Genomic DNA, 13,315 nt, shown 5'->3' with positions numbered 1-13,315 from the left:
ACGATCACCACGGCGGGAAAGATGCCGGACGTTTGATGCTGACGCGTGAACCGGCGGAGTGTGAGCCACGTTCATATTGTTATGAAAACACTCATTCCAATCAACCAACGGCTGTTCTGTCTGATGGCCGTGCAACTCCTCACGATGGCGGCATTTGCACAAGAGACCGTCGTCTCGCCATCTTCGCTTGAACGCAAGCGGCTCGACCTTCAGGAGCAAAAATTGGAGCTGCATAAAAAGCAGCTCGATCTGGAGCAGCAGCAGCTCGTCTTGGAGCGCAAGATGCTGGAAGTGGCCACCGCACGCCGAGCCCTTCAGGTGGAGGAAACCGCCACCTCGGTGACCATGAAACTCGAGGGCGACGTGCTCTTCGACTTCGACAAGGCCGTGGTCCGTCCGGATGCCGAAAGGCTGCTCGAAAAAGTCGCCATCGTCCTCGGCGAGTTTCCGGAGGGCAAAGTGACCGTGGAAGGTCACACCGACTCGAAAGGCGGCGACAAGGTCAATCTCGACATGTCCCAGCGGCGTGCCGACGCCGTCAAAACATGGCTGGTGAAAAAGAAAAGCGTGCCGGAGAAAATGATCTCCACCCAGGGCTTTGGCGAAACCCGCCCCGTCGCCCCCAACACCAATACCGACGGCAGTGACAGCCCCGAAGGCCGTCAGCAAAACCGCCGGGTGCAGATCACCGTGGAGAAATAAGCCTCACCGAACACGATCCCAGCGTCGCCGAGTCTGGCAGTCCACCGCCCCGTGTCCTGCTTCATCTCGACGAACCCAACACTCGAGAATAAAAAGTGCGACGGGCAGGCGTCTCCGTCGCACTTCCTGAGGGTGCGCCAAAACTCATCCGGCACCTGCTGTCATGGATCGCCTCCTGGCCCGTTCATGCGTCATCTTGATCCTCACCTCCGATCTCATCGACATGCCGCTGTTTGAATGTCTATTGTCATCATGCTCAAGCCACTTCATGCCCTTGCCTCCTGGCTCTTGCTGGCGCTTGGACTGATTGTTTGCTCCAGCGGCTGCGTGGTTCCGCCCAAACGACCCGCAGGCTCCTCGCGCGATCACACCTTCATTGCTTACTGGCCGCCTCCCAGGAACAGCCAGCGATTGAAACTCGCCATCAAGGACAACATCGACATGCGTGGAGTCGTCACCACGGCTGGTTCCGAACATCTTGCCAGGAACAGCCCGCCTGCGGCCCGCGATGCCGCCTGCCTCGCCATCGCGCGGCAACGCGGTGTGCACATCGTGGGGAAAGTGAACCTCAGCGAGTTTGCCGTCGCTCCCTCGGGCATCAATGACTACTTCGGTACTCCTGCCAACCCCTTCAACAGTTGGCGGAAGTACGTTCCAGGTGGTTCATCGTGTGGCTCGGCCTGCGCCGTCGCCGCCGGGAAGGCCGACATTGCCTTTGGCACGGACACGGGCGGCTCCGTCCGCGTCCCCGCCGCCTGCTGTGGCGTTGTGGGTTTGAAGACGACCTTCGGACTCGTGTCTCTCAAGGGCGTGTTTCCCATCTCTCCGCAACACCTCGACACCGTCGGACCACTGGCGCTGGATGTTGCAGGCGTGGCGCGTGGCATGGACCTCTTGCAGCGTGGCTTTGCCGCACGCTATGCCGCCGCCGTCAAAAACCGGCCCGCGGCCAAAGCCATCAAGATCGGGCGGCTCGTCCTTCGCGGCACGGACCCCAAGATCGACCAGGCGGTGGATGACGCGCTCGCTCGCGCTGGATTCGAAGTGATCATCCTCGAGGATGCCTTGCGCGTGAAGTGGGAACAGGCCCACAAGGACGGCACCACCATCGCCGCTGCGGGCGCCTGGATCAGTGACCGCCAGTTCAGCGCCAAACTCGGTGTCAGCGCCCGCACCCGCTCCATCATCTTCGTCGGCGGCGTCGCTTACAGCACGCAGTATCACGCGGCACTGGCGCGGCAGGCCGACTGGCGGCGCACGCTGCGCCAGGTGTTCAAGCAGGTCGATTTCATCGCGCTGCCGACGCTGCAGGCGCCTCCGCCGCCGATGCCGCCCACGCTGCGAGTGGACCTCTTGAGAGCGGAGGCCGAAATCGCAAACCTTCAAAACATCAATGCGTTAAATCCGCTAAAGGTTCTCTCAGACGTTCCCGCCACCGGCCTGCGGCTGCTGGGCATTGATCTCTTCGAAGCCAAGATGCTGAATCTCCAAAACACCGTCGCGGTCAATTTTGCCGGCAATCCCGCACTGGCTCTTCCGGTTCCCCTGCCTCGTGGACGCGTTCCCGTCACCAGCCTGCAACTCATCGGCCCGCCCTTGAGCGAGGCGGAACTTCTCGCGACCGGCCGTCTGATCGAAGCCAGCCGCTGACAGGAAAGGTAGGGCGCTTGGTCCGCCAAGCGCCGTCGTCCGCACGCCAGAAAACCATCAGCGGCGAACGAAGGATCATCCGCCTTACCGCATCGCCCCCTAAAACAGGTGATACGCCTTTTCCTCCCACTCGCGCTTCAACGCCGGGTCATCGACGTTCCGCAGCAGGTCGTAGTAGCTGTAGGGGTATTTGAACGCATGGCCGATGTCCACCGCATGGTCGCCGCGCTTCTTCCAGTACTCGGCACTGTTGGGCCGCAGTGGATTTGGATTGTGATCGGGAATGCGTCTCGCATCCTTGTCGGGCCCACGACGGGTGACGGTCACGTATTGGCGGAAGGCGGTGCGACAGCTCTCAGCCCATTCCACATCGCCCATTGCTGCCAGTTCAACCAGCGCCTGGCCGAAGGTCAGCATGTGTCCGGCAAATCCCTGCCCAAATCCGATGAACCGGTCCACCGATGCGCTGGCCTCACGCAGGATGAACGTCGAGGCCGCCGCCGCATCGTTGAACGGCGGCGGATCAACGTCCGTGTCCGGCACCACATCAGTCCGGGGTTTGAAGGACCGGATCAATTTGCACACGCCGTCGATTCTCTCCGGCGTCGCCGCGCTTGGCAGGAGACGGAAGCCCTTGATTGCCAGCATTGCCATGATCGCATTGTGGCCCACCTCGCGCAGCACCCCGCCACCCTCCGCCAGCGCCTGACCGATCTTCTTGACCTGCTCGGGGTCAGGCTCAGCCTCGGGAAACGGCTGGCACAGCGGCTTCGACGCCCAGTTCAGATCAAACAGTTGAGCAATCCGCGCCGTCGCCTGCTCATCCAGACCATTCTCCACACACATCAGATGAGCGGAGACCAAGCTCGCCCCGCGATGCCCGTCGGAGAAATAATTCAGCTCGTGCGCCCTCGCCAGCGCATTGAGCCCCAGCAGCACGAGCCGCTTCTCTTTCGGATCATGCTCAGGCTCCGCCGACTGTCCGCTGCCGCCGAGCGCACCGGCCAGCAGACCGCAAACACCCGACGATGTTCGCCACGCGAAATCCCGACGATTGAGGTTGGCATTCATGGAGTCCGATTTCCATTCATCCTACCGGCCCGCTTGAAAAACAGCCACCACAAAATCCTCGCCACTTCCGCCGAGGTGCATCATCAGTTTGCATTCACATCCTTGGGCACCGCCCAGTAGGTTTGCCACCCCTGGTTGTGAATGCGGGCATCCGCAGGTGCTTGCCGCAGCAGCCGCAGACACGCCGCCGCGTCGCCCACACACAGCGCCGCGTGCAACAAGCTGAAAAACAACACGCCGGAGAGCCATGCCCCCGACAGCCACGGCACCGCCAGCAGCGGCAGCAGAGTCAGCCCACAGAAAGGAGCCGCCAGCATCCACAGCACACGCCGACGCGGCAGCGGCTCGTCACACAGCACATAGGGAATGCCGCGCTGCCGCCAGAAGCCCACCACCAGGTTCGGTGAGCGCAGCCCGCATCCATACGCCAGCGCGTGAATCAACTCATGCACCGGCACCAAGGCCGCCAGCAGCATCAGGAAACCCGGCAGACTCCAAGGCTGCCGCCGAAACAGCGCGCGCCAGGCCGGTCCCTCGTCCAGAAAGAACCCCGTTGCCGCCAGCAAGAATGGAACCGTGCATAGAAGAGCCACCACCACGAAACGGCGCGCATCGGGCGTGCGCAGTGGCGTCCAACCCGCCGTCACCGGGTCAAACGTTCGGCTCTCAGGAATGGGACCGTTGATAAAACGCATACGCTCTCCAGCCGCCCAACATGGATGATCGCTGCCATCTGCCGGGGCCTGTCACCCATTGGCTAGGCGACACACAGATGGGAAAAGCACGGGCGTGCTGCTTCACAACTCTCGTTTTACCCTCCCACGCCCTGCTCAGGCAATCCAAAAAGCACCGTGACGATCCCCAGGATTCACACCTGACAGAATCAGTGATGCTTGCCGGATCTTGACTCCGCCCGATCCCGCCGTCAGCATAAAGTCATGAGCATTTCCGCAAGCCGCCACTTGGAGAACGTCTTGGTGTTCAGCAAGGCGTCGTGGTATGTGCATCCCACCGTCTCGGCCACCAATCATTGGTTCCTTCATTTTGGCTGGGACATTGGAGTGAACATTGATCAGACGGACGACCCGGAGAAGTTCAACCTTGATGACCTGATGCGCTATCAAGTGCTCGTGCTCAACAGCACGACCAACTTTGGACAAGACCTCACCGACACGCAGAAGGCCGATCTCGTCACTTGGTTTCGGCAGGGCAACGGCATCGTGGCGGTTCACGCGGCGGCGGTTCACCATCAGGCATGGGATTGGTATGGCCGGCTGGTCGGCTGCGACTTTGCCGCCGATTCGCTGCGCACCCACGCGCGCCTGATCATTGATCCCGACAACGCCAGCCATCCCGCCGTGAAGCCCTTTGCACCGGAGGTCTGGATCACCGAGGAGTGGCTCTGCTACGACCGGGCCGTGACCGGCCAGCCTGGAGTCAAAGTCCTCATGCGACTGGACGAATCCACCTTCGAGCCCGTGCGGGAGAAATTCCAGCAGATGGGAGTGAAGCCGATGGGCGCGGATCACCCCGCCGCATGGACGCGCGAGACGGAGGGAGGCCGGTTTTTCTACACCGCCATCGGCCACGATGCCCGCGTGTTGAACACCGGCTTCGGCCGCCGTCACATGCTCGAAGCGTTGCGCTGGGCCGCTGGCGAGACGCCATGAGCAACCGCCACACGATTCAACCGGCATTGCAACGGCTTCTTCCTGACGCGCAAACAACGGCTCACCCGCTCGTCTGCACCCGCCAGCAACGCTTCGCGTAGCACTGCGCGCCCGCGAAGCAGAATGAGCCCGGCGAATGGAAGATCGCACGCACCGACAGCACAGCGTAGCCGCTCGAAGTCACCTGCGACCTCAGTGCCGATGCACAATCCGATCAAGACTTCGAAAAACTCCCCGGCACCGTCACTATTCCCACAGGCCAGCGCTTCGCCCTCGTGCGCGTGCAATCGCTCGCGACCGCACAGGACACCCACACCGTCTTGCTGACCTTGAAGCCGGGGCAGCTCGGCGCTCACTCAGGCTGTCCCTCCGCCTCGCTGGTGGTGATTCGGAACTAAGCCACCGTGCTCATGCAGCCGAATCCAATGCAAACAACATTGGCTGCTCGACAGGACGAACAATGGCAGCCTCTTCAATCGTCGGAAAATTCGAAATCAGTGCCTCAATCATCGGGTGTCTCAAATTTTCCGACGATCCCACATGGTAAAAGTGCTCTCGCTTCAACATGTGGAAATCAGCACGGCTCCAAACAAGATCAATCGCGCTGTTCGTACGGAACTCATTACTATGCCAGGTGGAGAGCAGGAAGTCGCAGGGCAGTGAGCCGAGGCCAGCCGCCAGCGCCACTTCATCGGCGTCAGACCAAGAATTGAAGTAGTCCACATGACGCCCGGCGTAAGGTGGATCGGCATACACGAAGTCCCCGGCCTCGGCCATCGCGAGTGTTTCGCGGAAATCACGGACCTCAAAAGTCCAATCCACAGATCTCAGCACCTCCGTAATCTGTCGGACTTGGTTGGTTATTTTCGTGACGTATGCCTGGGCGAACCGCTCCGGCTTGTGGCAGTAAGGCACGTTGAATTTACCCTTTCGATTGAAGCGGATGACGCCGTTGAAGCACGAGCGGTTCAAGAAGAGGAAATCAAGCGGTGTCGGGGCTTCATTGAACCTTGTGCGCACCTCGTAATAGTAGGGCTCACCTTGAGATTTCAGCTTTTCGCCTTCGCTGGTGAGAAACTCTTTAGTCGTCGCCGCAGTGATCTTTCCTCTCTGGATGTCCTGATAGAGGCTGATGATGTGGCGGTTCGTATCGCAAAGCAGGGCCTTCTTTGGCTGCACATTGAGAGCCACAACGCCTGAGCCGCAAAACGGCTCGATCCATCGCGAGTATTCCCGCGTCTCGGCGATCTTCTGAATCACAGAGACGAGTTTCGTCTTTATCCCCTGGCACTTGAGGGGCGGGACCAAAGGGGGACGGCTCATCATTCGGCCTCCTCAATTTCGGGTTCATCCTCGGCGAGGTTCGCGATCTCCTTTTCGTGTGCCTTCAGCGTGTCGCTTCCCCTCTGCTTGTATTCCAAGTAAGTCTTCAGATTCATGTATGGACGCTTCACTCCCACCGCCTCGGCCATGTCCCGCGTGAGGTAGAACATCCAGTAGTCGTCGTAAACCTCTTCGCCCAGCGAGGCAAACGGGCCGGAGCCACTGATCAATGTGGCGATGCTGTCGGCTGACCCGATGTTCTTGGTGTTTCCACTTCCAGGCCGGGCTGTCGCAATACGGAACTTCGGTTGAGCGAAGAACTCGAAGTCTTTGATGACGGACGGAATCTTGGCGAGGTCGGCAAGAGAGAACTGCTTTCTCTCATCCGCCACGTCGTCGCACTTGGTGTAGATGACTCCCAGAACGAAGTGCGCAGCGTATTGGCTGTACGGGTAGAGGGTGTTCTTGTTGCTATCCCGATTCCTGAAATAGCCGGTGAACGCACCGAGCGTCATGCCATTCACTTTGGTTTCGCTTTCCCGGTAGGTGCTCTTGATGTCCACCGCGAACCGATTGCCAGATGCTTTGTGCGTGAAGGTCAGGTCGGGATAGAAATTTTGGTGCTGGCACAGCTCAATTTCCAATCCGTGTTTCTTGGCGAACTCGACGAACATCGGGAACAAGAGCAGTTCCAACACCTTCGAAACAATCTTCGTGTCAACCGAGATGGAATAAACGCGCTGATAAACGTCGATGAACCCCTTGATGATCCACTCTCCCTCGTTGGTGGCAACGGCCTTGGCGAACGAGGACGCATGCTCCTGGAGGTGTTTGAGGAATTGTTCGGGGGTCATCGTGATGGCGTGGAGTGTACTTGAGATATTGTCATTTCAAAAGCTCATTTAACAGGGGGCTGCTTCGCTTAGCGATACAGGCGGTCAACCCATCATCAAGTCTGCGTGCGAAAGGTGGAGGCGAACAACTTCGCTCCCCGGTCCGTGGCGATCAGGCTCACTTCCTTTTCGCGCTCTGGCTGATGGCGCAGCATCGCCAGAGCGAGGCGCTAGGAGTCGGTCAAGGGTCGCGGCAAGGGAGCGAGGTCGGGTGCGATGAATGTCGCCTTGGCCTCGGGTGACATGATGAGGTCACGGGAGTAGAACAGGAGAAGGGTGCGCTTTTGCGTGAGCTGGGTCTGGGCGTCGAGGAAGGCATCGGCGGAAGCGGCGGGGCCGAACTGGCGGAGCGTGGTGTGGACGAGTTTGAACTAAGCCTGAGTCATCGTCTCGTGATAGCCGCCCGTCGGGGTGTCGGCGATGCCTCGCGCGGCATTGTAGGCGCGAATGCCTGCGCGCATCCGACACAGTGCTTCATCGAAAGGGAAACGTGTGAGCTGGAGGTAGGCGATCTTGAGATGCGCGCGGTGATTCCAGCATTCGAGTGGAAGCGACTGGTCCTCGAACTGTCGCAGGAATTCATCGTCGATTTCAAAGTGCATGTCGGTGTTGTTTGATGGCAGGTTCGGGATGCAAGCACCGTCATGCGATCACCGATCCGTGGCGATCAGGCTCACTTCCTTTTCGCGCTCCGGCTGATGGCGCAACAGCGAAGTGTGCAGCATTGCCATCGCGAGAGTGTCGCAGCGTGATGCGGCGGAATAGACGTTCTCGCGCACGGAGGCGCGGGGCAGCGGGCTGTCGTCCGGCCAGAACTTCTTCGCGCCCCAGGTGGCGAACCATTCGGCACGGGCGAGGTATTTGTTATCCTGCGTCATCTTGAAGGCGGCATTCAAGAGGATGATCGCGTTGCCGATGGATCCCGCTTCGATGTCGGGCTTGCGCTCACCCTTGGTCGCGGGCTTTTCGTTGAGCGCGGCGTCGGGATCGGCGGTGAGATAGTTGTCGGCACAGGCGAGCAGCAGCTTTTTGTAGCCTACATTGCCCGTCTGCTGAAAGCGCGCGATGAGCGAGGGCACGACCCAGGTGTGCGGATGCTGGCCGGTGTAAGAGGAGCGCCAGCCGCCGGTGTAGGGAATGCGGCGCGGTGGCAGACCGAGATCCAGCTCCTCCTTTGTCAGCCAGTACTCCGTCGGCGCGAGCGTCTTCGGATCGGCGAAGAGAATGAAGCCTTTTCCTCCCGGACCCGGATCATGCGCCATCGCGAGGAAGGAGGCGTCGGCGCTTTTCGCCAGCGCGAGCATCCGCTGCCGCAGCGCCTCGGGCATGGCGGGTGCGGCGGCCTCCAGCTCGATGGCGAGCGCCACGGGACTCTGCGAGTAGATGTATTGGGTACGCTTGCCGTTCCGGTCGAAGGCAAAGTCACCCGAGCCGTGCGGGATCGCGCCTGACGTCGGATCGCGACGCGACTCGTAGAAGGTCACCATCTCCTCGACCGCTTGCAGCATCTCAGGATCAGCCTTGTGCTTGTAAGCCGCAGCCCAGGTGGCGATGTAAAAGCCGCCGTGGCGTGGGAAATCCATGCCGCGTCGGCTTGGGGTCTTGCTGGAGATCATCGCGTGTCGCGAGAAAGAGATCGGCTTCTTCGTGTGATCCACCTGATGCCGCCACAGCGCCTGCGCGAAACGCAGACACTGCTCCGGCGCGATGCTGAACGACTTCTCCCAGAAAATCCACGGCCGGTAAAACTCATGGATCTGGTCCGTGTAGGGCCCGGTGGTCGGGTTGCCACCCGGTGCATTGCGCAGCAAGTCCCAGCCGAGATGCTCGCCCCAGCAGTAGAAGCCGTATTTCGGCTCCTGGCAGTTCTTCAAAAAGTAGCCGATCACCCGGTCCGCCTCAGCGGCATACTTTGCCTCGCCCGTCAGCTTCGTGAGCGCATGCAGCACCTGATACAGGTTCAGGTCGTGATGCACGTTGGCGATGTTCTTGAACTCCTGCGGCACCCGAGCCGTCACCAGATTGCCGACCTTCCCCGGCGGAATCTGAAAAGTGTCCCGTGTCAGCACGATGGGAAACAGCGGCGACTTTGGCTCCGGCAACTGCGAGCGGCTTTGGTCGATCATCGCGTCCGCATATCGCCGCACGATGCCGAGGAGATCCGGCTGGTCCGCCGGAGCGGCGGCGAGTCCAGTTCCGCAGACGGAGAGGAAAACAAAAAACAGCATCTGTGATCCGGTGGTACGCATGTTCATGGTGAAGAAGGCTAATCGTAATCAGGCGGACGGTTCTTCATCACCTCGTGAATGCCACAGCATCATCCGTGATGAGAAAATCCTCTCCCCACAGCAGCGGCATTACTTGGTGTTTGTCGAAGGCGGCGCGGTTGCGGCCCTGCATCAGCGGGCCGGTGCGGTTGCCGCCGCCACCGTGCATCATCTCGTATTCGTGCAATGGCAGGCGGAAGAGCGGCTTCATCGTTTTCAGCGCGGCAGACATCGCACGGTCGCCCTGGAACTGACCCAACGACATGCACACGTTTGGTTTGAAACCTTGGGCGATGCCCTGCTTCAGCCATTCAACCGCCGGCACATGATTCTCGCCGCAGGTGATGAAGGTGATGCCGGCCAGCTTGAAGAGATAGCAGATCGTCTCCGAATCACGCTCCGGGTTTTCCGGGTTCGGCACACCGCGACGCTCGGTGCCGATGCCCGTCGGTTCATTGCGCGACATCTGCGAGCCCAGCATCGTGAAGATCTCCACCGGACCCAACTTCTGTACCTTGCCGTACTCCGGCACCGTGAGTTTGTCGGCAAAGTCCTTCCAGATCGTCTTGAGCTGCGCCGGGCAGATCATCGGTTTGCCAGCGGCAGTCATGCTCCGGGCCAACGAGTAGTCCGAGTGATCGTGATGCCGGTGCGTGATGAGGTACACATCCACCAGCTTCGCCAGCCGCTCGCGCTGATCCGGCCGCCAGTAGAAGCCGCTGCCGTATTCATCGCGCGTCTCCGGCTCGCCCCCGTTGTTGATCGGCCCCTGGGAAAACTCCACCGCCACCGTGCCCTGCGCCGTCTTGAAGACATAGGACGACGAGTAGAACTTGAAGGCATGAACGCCCGACGTGACCCGCGTCCGCTCCAGTTTGTCGAGGCCGATGTCCATGCGCTTGAGGTAAAACTCATGCACCGGTTTCAACTGACGCTTGCTCAGGATCGTCCAGCCCTTCTGGATCTGCACCGTGATGTGCTTGTCCAGCGACGCCGTGATCGCCGCCCGCTGATCGCCAAACTCCCAGCGCGGCGGATACGCCTCCATCGCCCGCCCGATCTCATCCAGCGTCATCGAGTCCGAAACCGGAACCGTCTGCGCGTGGCAAAGGCTGACAGCAGACACGAGCAGGGCGATGGAACGGAGCGTGATGTCATTCATGGTGACACGGGCGGCTTGGCCTGTTGAGGTTCCACTTTGGGCTTTTTCTTGTTCTTTTTCTTCTTCGGCGTCGCGGCGGGTGTGACGTGCTGGCCGGAGGCGGGATCGAGTTTGGCGAGGACGGCCTGCAAACGCAGACGTGCGGCAGAAGCAGCTTCGCTTTGACCGTCGGCGGTCACGGGTTTCTCGACGAATGGCGCATCGCTCATGTCGAACAACTCACCTTGGTGAGTCAGTTTCCAGCCCTGCTCGCGGACATACCACTCGGGCGCGGTGTTGTGCTCCACATAGACCCACTCACTCGGGCTGCCTTTCTCTCCGCGCAGTTGTGGCGCGAAGCTGCGGCCATCGAAGATCACATCGGCGGGCAGTGGAGCGCCGCCGAGTTCGGCAAACGTGGGCAGCAGGTCCGTGAAGTCCACGAGATCCGGCAGCACACGATTTTCCGAGATGGTGCCTTTCCAGTTCGCGATGAGCGGCACGCGGCTGCCGCCTTCCTGCATGCTGGCCTTCATGCCGTTGATCAGACGACCGCCGATGGTGCCTTTCTCGTGCCCATACTTGGCCGTGCCATTGTCGCCGGCGAAGACAATCAGCGTCCGCTCCCGCAGACCCAGCCGGTCCAATGCGGCGACCAGTTTGCCAAGCTCCTTGTCCATATACGCCACGTTGTCCTCATAGAGCGCGTCTGGATCCGTAGTGTCGGCCTTGCTGTCCGGCGTGCGCACGATGGGATTGTGAATCAGGTGTGTGGGATAGTAGAAGAAGAACGGCTGCTCGCGATGACGCTGAAAAAAGTCCACGGCGAACTCCAGGCACACGTCAGGATAAAAGATGGGCTTCTCTGTCTTCACTTCCTGACCATTCTTCGTGTACGTCGTCTCCCAGAAATAACCGCTCGCCTCAGGATCGGTCAGGTACTCGTCAAAACCCCAGTCGCCCGGCGTGTCCGCCATCTGCCGCCACTTGCCCGCCATGCCGGTAGCATATCCCGCCTGTTTGAGCAGCTTCGCGACGGACGGCTCGGTCTTGAAGGAGGGCTTATTGCCCGTGCGAAAGCCGTAGCGCCCCGTCATCAATGCGCAGCGTGACGGATTGCACGTCGGCATCGAGTAACCTTGTTCAAAGCGCAGACCCGACTTCGCGAGCGCGTCGATGTTCGGTGTCTTCCCTTTGAAGCAGTCCGAGCCGTAGCAGCCCACGCCGTTGATCCCATAGTCGTCGGCCAGGACGAAGACGATGTTGGGCGGCGGCGTGGCTGCAAAAGATGCTGCGCCTCCGGGACCGAACAACGAGAGGAAGAGAGCGCGGATGAGGATGAATTTCATGGAGGCACGTCTGGGTCAGAAGGCGCAGACCCGCCGTGCCGCCAGAAACGCCGGGATGCACGGCGGCTTTCATCGCGCCTTCATCCATTCCAGGCGCAATTCAACTTCATGGAGGGCAAAGCTTCCGCTTTGCCGAAGTCGGCAGCGCCGGAACGCTGCCCTCCGTGTGCCTGCTACTGCGCCAGAAATTCGTCGAGCGCCGCCTTGGTGATGCGGTACTGCGTGCCGATCTTCTTCGCCTTGATCTGACCGCCTTCGATGCTGGAAATGACATCTGCTTCGGTGACACCGAGTGTTTGCGCAACCTGGGCGGGCGTCAGGATATCGACGGCGGGAGCCGTAGCACCGGGAAGCGGCGGCGGTGTGGCCGCACCGGCGGCGGGATTCACATTGAACGCGCCCTGCGCCATCATCTGCTGCGCCATGCCAAAGCCCATCGCGATCTCCGCGGCGGCTCCGGCGGGTCCGCCGCCGCCTTTGGCCATGCCTTCGGCCATCTGGAACTTCACGTAGTCGTTCAGATTGCCGACGGCGCTCATGCTGCTGCGCTTGTCGATAGCAGCCTCGACTTCCGGCGGCACGCTGGCGTTTTCGAGCACGAAGCTGCTGATCTCGATGCCGTACTTGCCCTGCGTGATCGGATTGATGATCGGCAGCAGCGCCTCGCCAAGCTCGGAGTAGCGCGTCGCGAGATCGAGCACCGGCACCTTGGCGGTGGCGAGCGCGTCCGAAAACACGCTGATGATGCGGCTGCGCATCGTGTCGGCAAACTCATCAAGGCGGAAGTGATGGTCCGAACCGGCCACCTCTTTGAGGAAGAGCTTCACATCCGTGATCCTGAAATCGAAGGTGCCGAAGGCCCGCACGCGCACAATGCCGAAATCGGTGTCGCGCATCATGATGGGGTTGCTCGTGCCCCACTTGTTGCCGGTGAACAGGCGGGTGTTGACGAAATACACGTCCGCCTTGAAGGGCGACTCAAAGCCGTACTTCCAGCCCTTGAGCGTGGAGAGGATCGGGATGTTGTCCGTGACAAGGTCATGCTTGCCGGGGCCGAAGGTGTCGCCGAACTCGCCGAGATAAACAAACTGCGCCACCTGCGACTCGCGCACGATGAGCTGGGCGCCACGCTTGATTTCCTTGTCCTCGTCCGGGAAGCGCCAGGAGAGCGTGTCGCGTGAATCATCCGTCCACTGAATGATTTCCAGAAACTGTCCTTTGAGGTAATCCATCAGGCCCATAGTCGTGA

Annotated in this window: 12 protein-coding genes; 3 read left to right on the top strand and 9 right to left on the bottom strand. The window is 60.5% G+C overall.

Annotated features, from left to right (window positions below):
* Window positions 1-81 precede the first annotated feature (81 nt).
* Both U1A53_RS22140 and U1A53_RS22135 read left to right on the top strand, forming a co-directional pair.
* The gene (locus U1A53_RS22140; protein WP_322284041.1) at window positions 82-702 is read left to right on the top strand and encodes an OmpA family protein; all 621 of its coding nucleotides are present in this window, start codon (window positions 82-84) and stop codon (window positions 700-702) included.
* Window positions 703-954: 252 nt separating this feature from the next.
* Complete coding sequence (locus tag U1A53_RS22135; protein WP_322284040.1) at window positions 955-2,352, top strand: amidase; 1,398 nt, start codon at window positions 955-957, stop codon at window positions 2,350-2,352.
* Window positions 2,353-2,451: 99 nt separating this feature from the next.
* Here U1A53_RS22135 and U1A53_RS22130 read toward each other — a convergent pair whose 3' ends face one another.
* Together U1A53_RS22130 and U1A53_RS22125 are read right to left on the bottom strand one after the other, a co-directional pair.
* Window positions 2,452-3,423, bottom strand: coding sequence for a hypothetical protein (locus tag U1A53_RS22130; RefSeq protein WP_322284039.1), 972 nt, complete (start codon window positions 3,421-3,423; stop codon window positions 2,452-2,454).
* A gap of 83 nt (window positions 3,424-3,506) precedes the next feature.
* The gene (locus U1A53_RS22125) at window positions 3,507-4,118 is read right to left on the bottom strand and encodes a DUF3267 domain-containing protein (protein WP_322284038.1); all 612 of its coding nucleotides are present in this window, start codon (window positions 4,116-4,118) and stop codon (window positions 3,507-3,509) included.
* A 243-nt stretch (window positions 4,119-4,361) separates the two neighbouring features.
* Between U1A53_RS22125 and U1A53_RS22120 the strand changes: the two genes are divergently transcribed.
* Complete coding sequence (locus U1A53_RS22120) at window positions 4,362-5,093, top strand: ThuA domain-containing protein (RefSeq protein WP_322284037.1); 732 nt, start codon at window positions 4,362-4,364, stop codon at window positions 5,091-5,093.
* 408 nt (window positions 5,094-5,501) lie between these two features.
* Here the strand turns inward: U1A53_RS22120 and U1A53_RS22115 are convergent, their stop codons facing one another.
* From U1A53_RS22115 to U1A53_RS22085, 7 genes are all read right to left on the bottom strand, one after another.
* The gene (locus U1A53_RS22115; RefSeq protein ID WP_322284319.1) at window positions 5,502-6,416 is read right to left on the bottom strand and encodes a Dam family site-specific DNA-(adenine-N6)-methyltransferase; all 915 of its coding nucleotides are present in this window, start codon (window positions 6,414-6,416) and stop codon (window positions 5,502-5,504) included.
* Window positions 6,416-7,270: a type II restriction endonuclease gene (locus U1A53_RS22110; protein ID WP_322284036.1), complete on the bottom strand. Its 855-nt coding sequence runs from the start codon at window positions 7,268-7,270 to the stop codon at window positions 6,416-6,418. Before U1A53_RS22110 ends, U1A53_RS22115 begins: the two co-directional genes overlap by 1 nt.
* Before the next feature lie 410 nt (window positions 7,271-7,680).
* On the bottom strand, window positions 7,681-7,911 hold the full coding sequence (locus U1A53_RS22105; protein ID WP_322284035.1) for a hypothetical protein: 231 nt from the start codon (window positions 7,909-7,911) through the stop codon (window positions 7,681-7,683).
* Window positions 7,912-7,959: 48 nt separating this feature from the next.
* Window positions 7,960-9,564: a hypothetical protein gene (locus tag U1A53_RS22100; RefSeq protein WP_322284034.1), complete on the bottom strand. Its 1,605-nt coding sequence runs from the start codon at window positions 9,562-9,564 to the stop codon at window positions 7,960-7,962.
* A gap of 40 nt (window positions 9,565-9,604) precedes the next feature.
* A complete protein-coding gene (locus U1A53_RS22095; protein WP_322284033.1) occupies window positions 9,605-10,738 on the bottom strand; it encodes a hypothetical protein in 1,134 nt (377 codons plus the stop codon).
* Window positions 10,735-12,066, bottom strand: a complete 1,332-nt coding sequence (locus tag U1A53_RS22090; protein WP_322284032.1) for a sulfatase-like hydrolase/transferase — start codon at window positions 12,064-12,066, stop codon at window positions 10,735-10,737. Before U1A53_RS22090 ends, U1A53_RS22095 begins: the two co-directional genes overlap by 4 nt.
* 173 nt (window positions 12,067-12,239) lie before the next feature.
* Complete coding sequence (locus U1A53_RS22085) at window positions 12,240-13,307, bottom strand: SPFH and helix-turn-helix domain-containing protein (protein WP_345786502.1); 1,068 nt, start codon at window positions 13,305-13,307, stop codon at window positions 12,240-12,242.
* Window positions 13,308-13,315: the final 8 nt, after the last annotated feature.

The sequence above is a fragment of the Prosthecobacter sp. genome (assembly GCF_034366625.1).
In the GTDB taxonomy this organism is placed as follows: Bacteria; Verrucomicrobiota; Verrucomicrobiia; order Verrucomicrobiales; family Verrucomicrobiaceae; genus Prosthecobacter.
Note: the sequence above shows the minus strand (reverse complement) of the source record. Positions and strands in the feature narration are given on the sequence as shown.

Coding starts and splice junctions, on each gene's coding strand:
- U1A53_RS22140 (WP_322284041.1), top strand. CDS start 82: ATGAAAACACTCATTCCAATCAACCAACGGCTGTTCTGTCTGATGGCC.
- U1A53_RS22135 (WP_322284040.1), top strand. CDS start 955: ATGCTCAAGCCACTTCATGCCCTTGCCTCCTGGCTCTTGCTGGCGCTT.
- U1A53_RS22130 (WP_322284039.1), bottom strand. CDS start 3,423: ATGAATGCCAACCTCAATCGTCGGGATTTCGCGTGGCGAACATCGTCG.
- U1A53_RS22125 (WP_322284038.1), bottom strand. CDS start 4,118: ATGCGTTTTATCAACGGTCCCATTCCTGAGAGCCGAACGTTTGACCCG.
- U1A53_RS22120 (WP_322284037.1), top strand. CDS start 4,362: ATGAGCATTTCCGCAAGCCGCCACTTGGAGAACGTCTTGGTGTTCAGC.
- U1A53_RS22115 (WP_322284319.1), bottom strand. CDS start 6,416: ATGAGCCGTCCCCCTTTGGTCCCGCCCCTCAAGTGCCAGGGGATAAAG.
- U1A53_RS22110 (WP_322284036.1), bottom strand. CDS start 7,270: ATGACCCCCGAACAATTCCTCAAACACCTCCAGGAGCATGCGTCCTCG.
- U1A53_RS22105 (WP_322284035.1), bottom strand. CDS start 7,911: ATGCACTTTGAAATCGACGATGAATTCCTGCGACAGTTCGAGGACCAG.
- U1A53_RS22100 (WP_322284034.1), bottom strand. CDS start 9,564: ATGAACATGCGTACCACCGGATCACAGATGCTGTTTTTTGTTTTCCTC.
- U1A53_RS22095 (WP_322284033.1), bottom strand. CDS start 10,738: ATGAATGACATCACGCTCCGTTCCATCGCCCTGCTCGTGTCTGCTGTC.
- U1A53_RS22090 (WP_322284032.1), bottom strand. CDS start 12,066: ATGAAATTCATCCTCATCCGCGCTCTCTTCCTCTCGTTGTTCGGTCCC.
- U1A53_RS22085 (WP_345786502.1), bottom strand. CDS start 13,307: ATGGGCCTGATGGATTACCTCAAAGGACAGTTTCTGGAAATCATTCAG.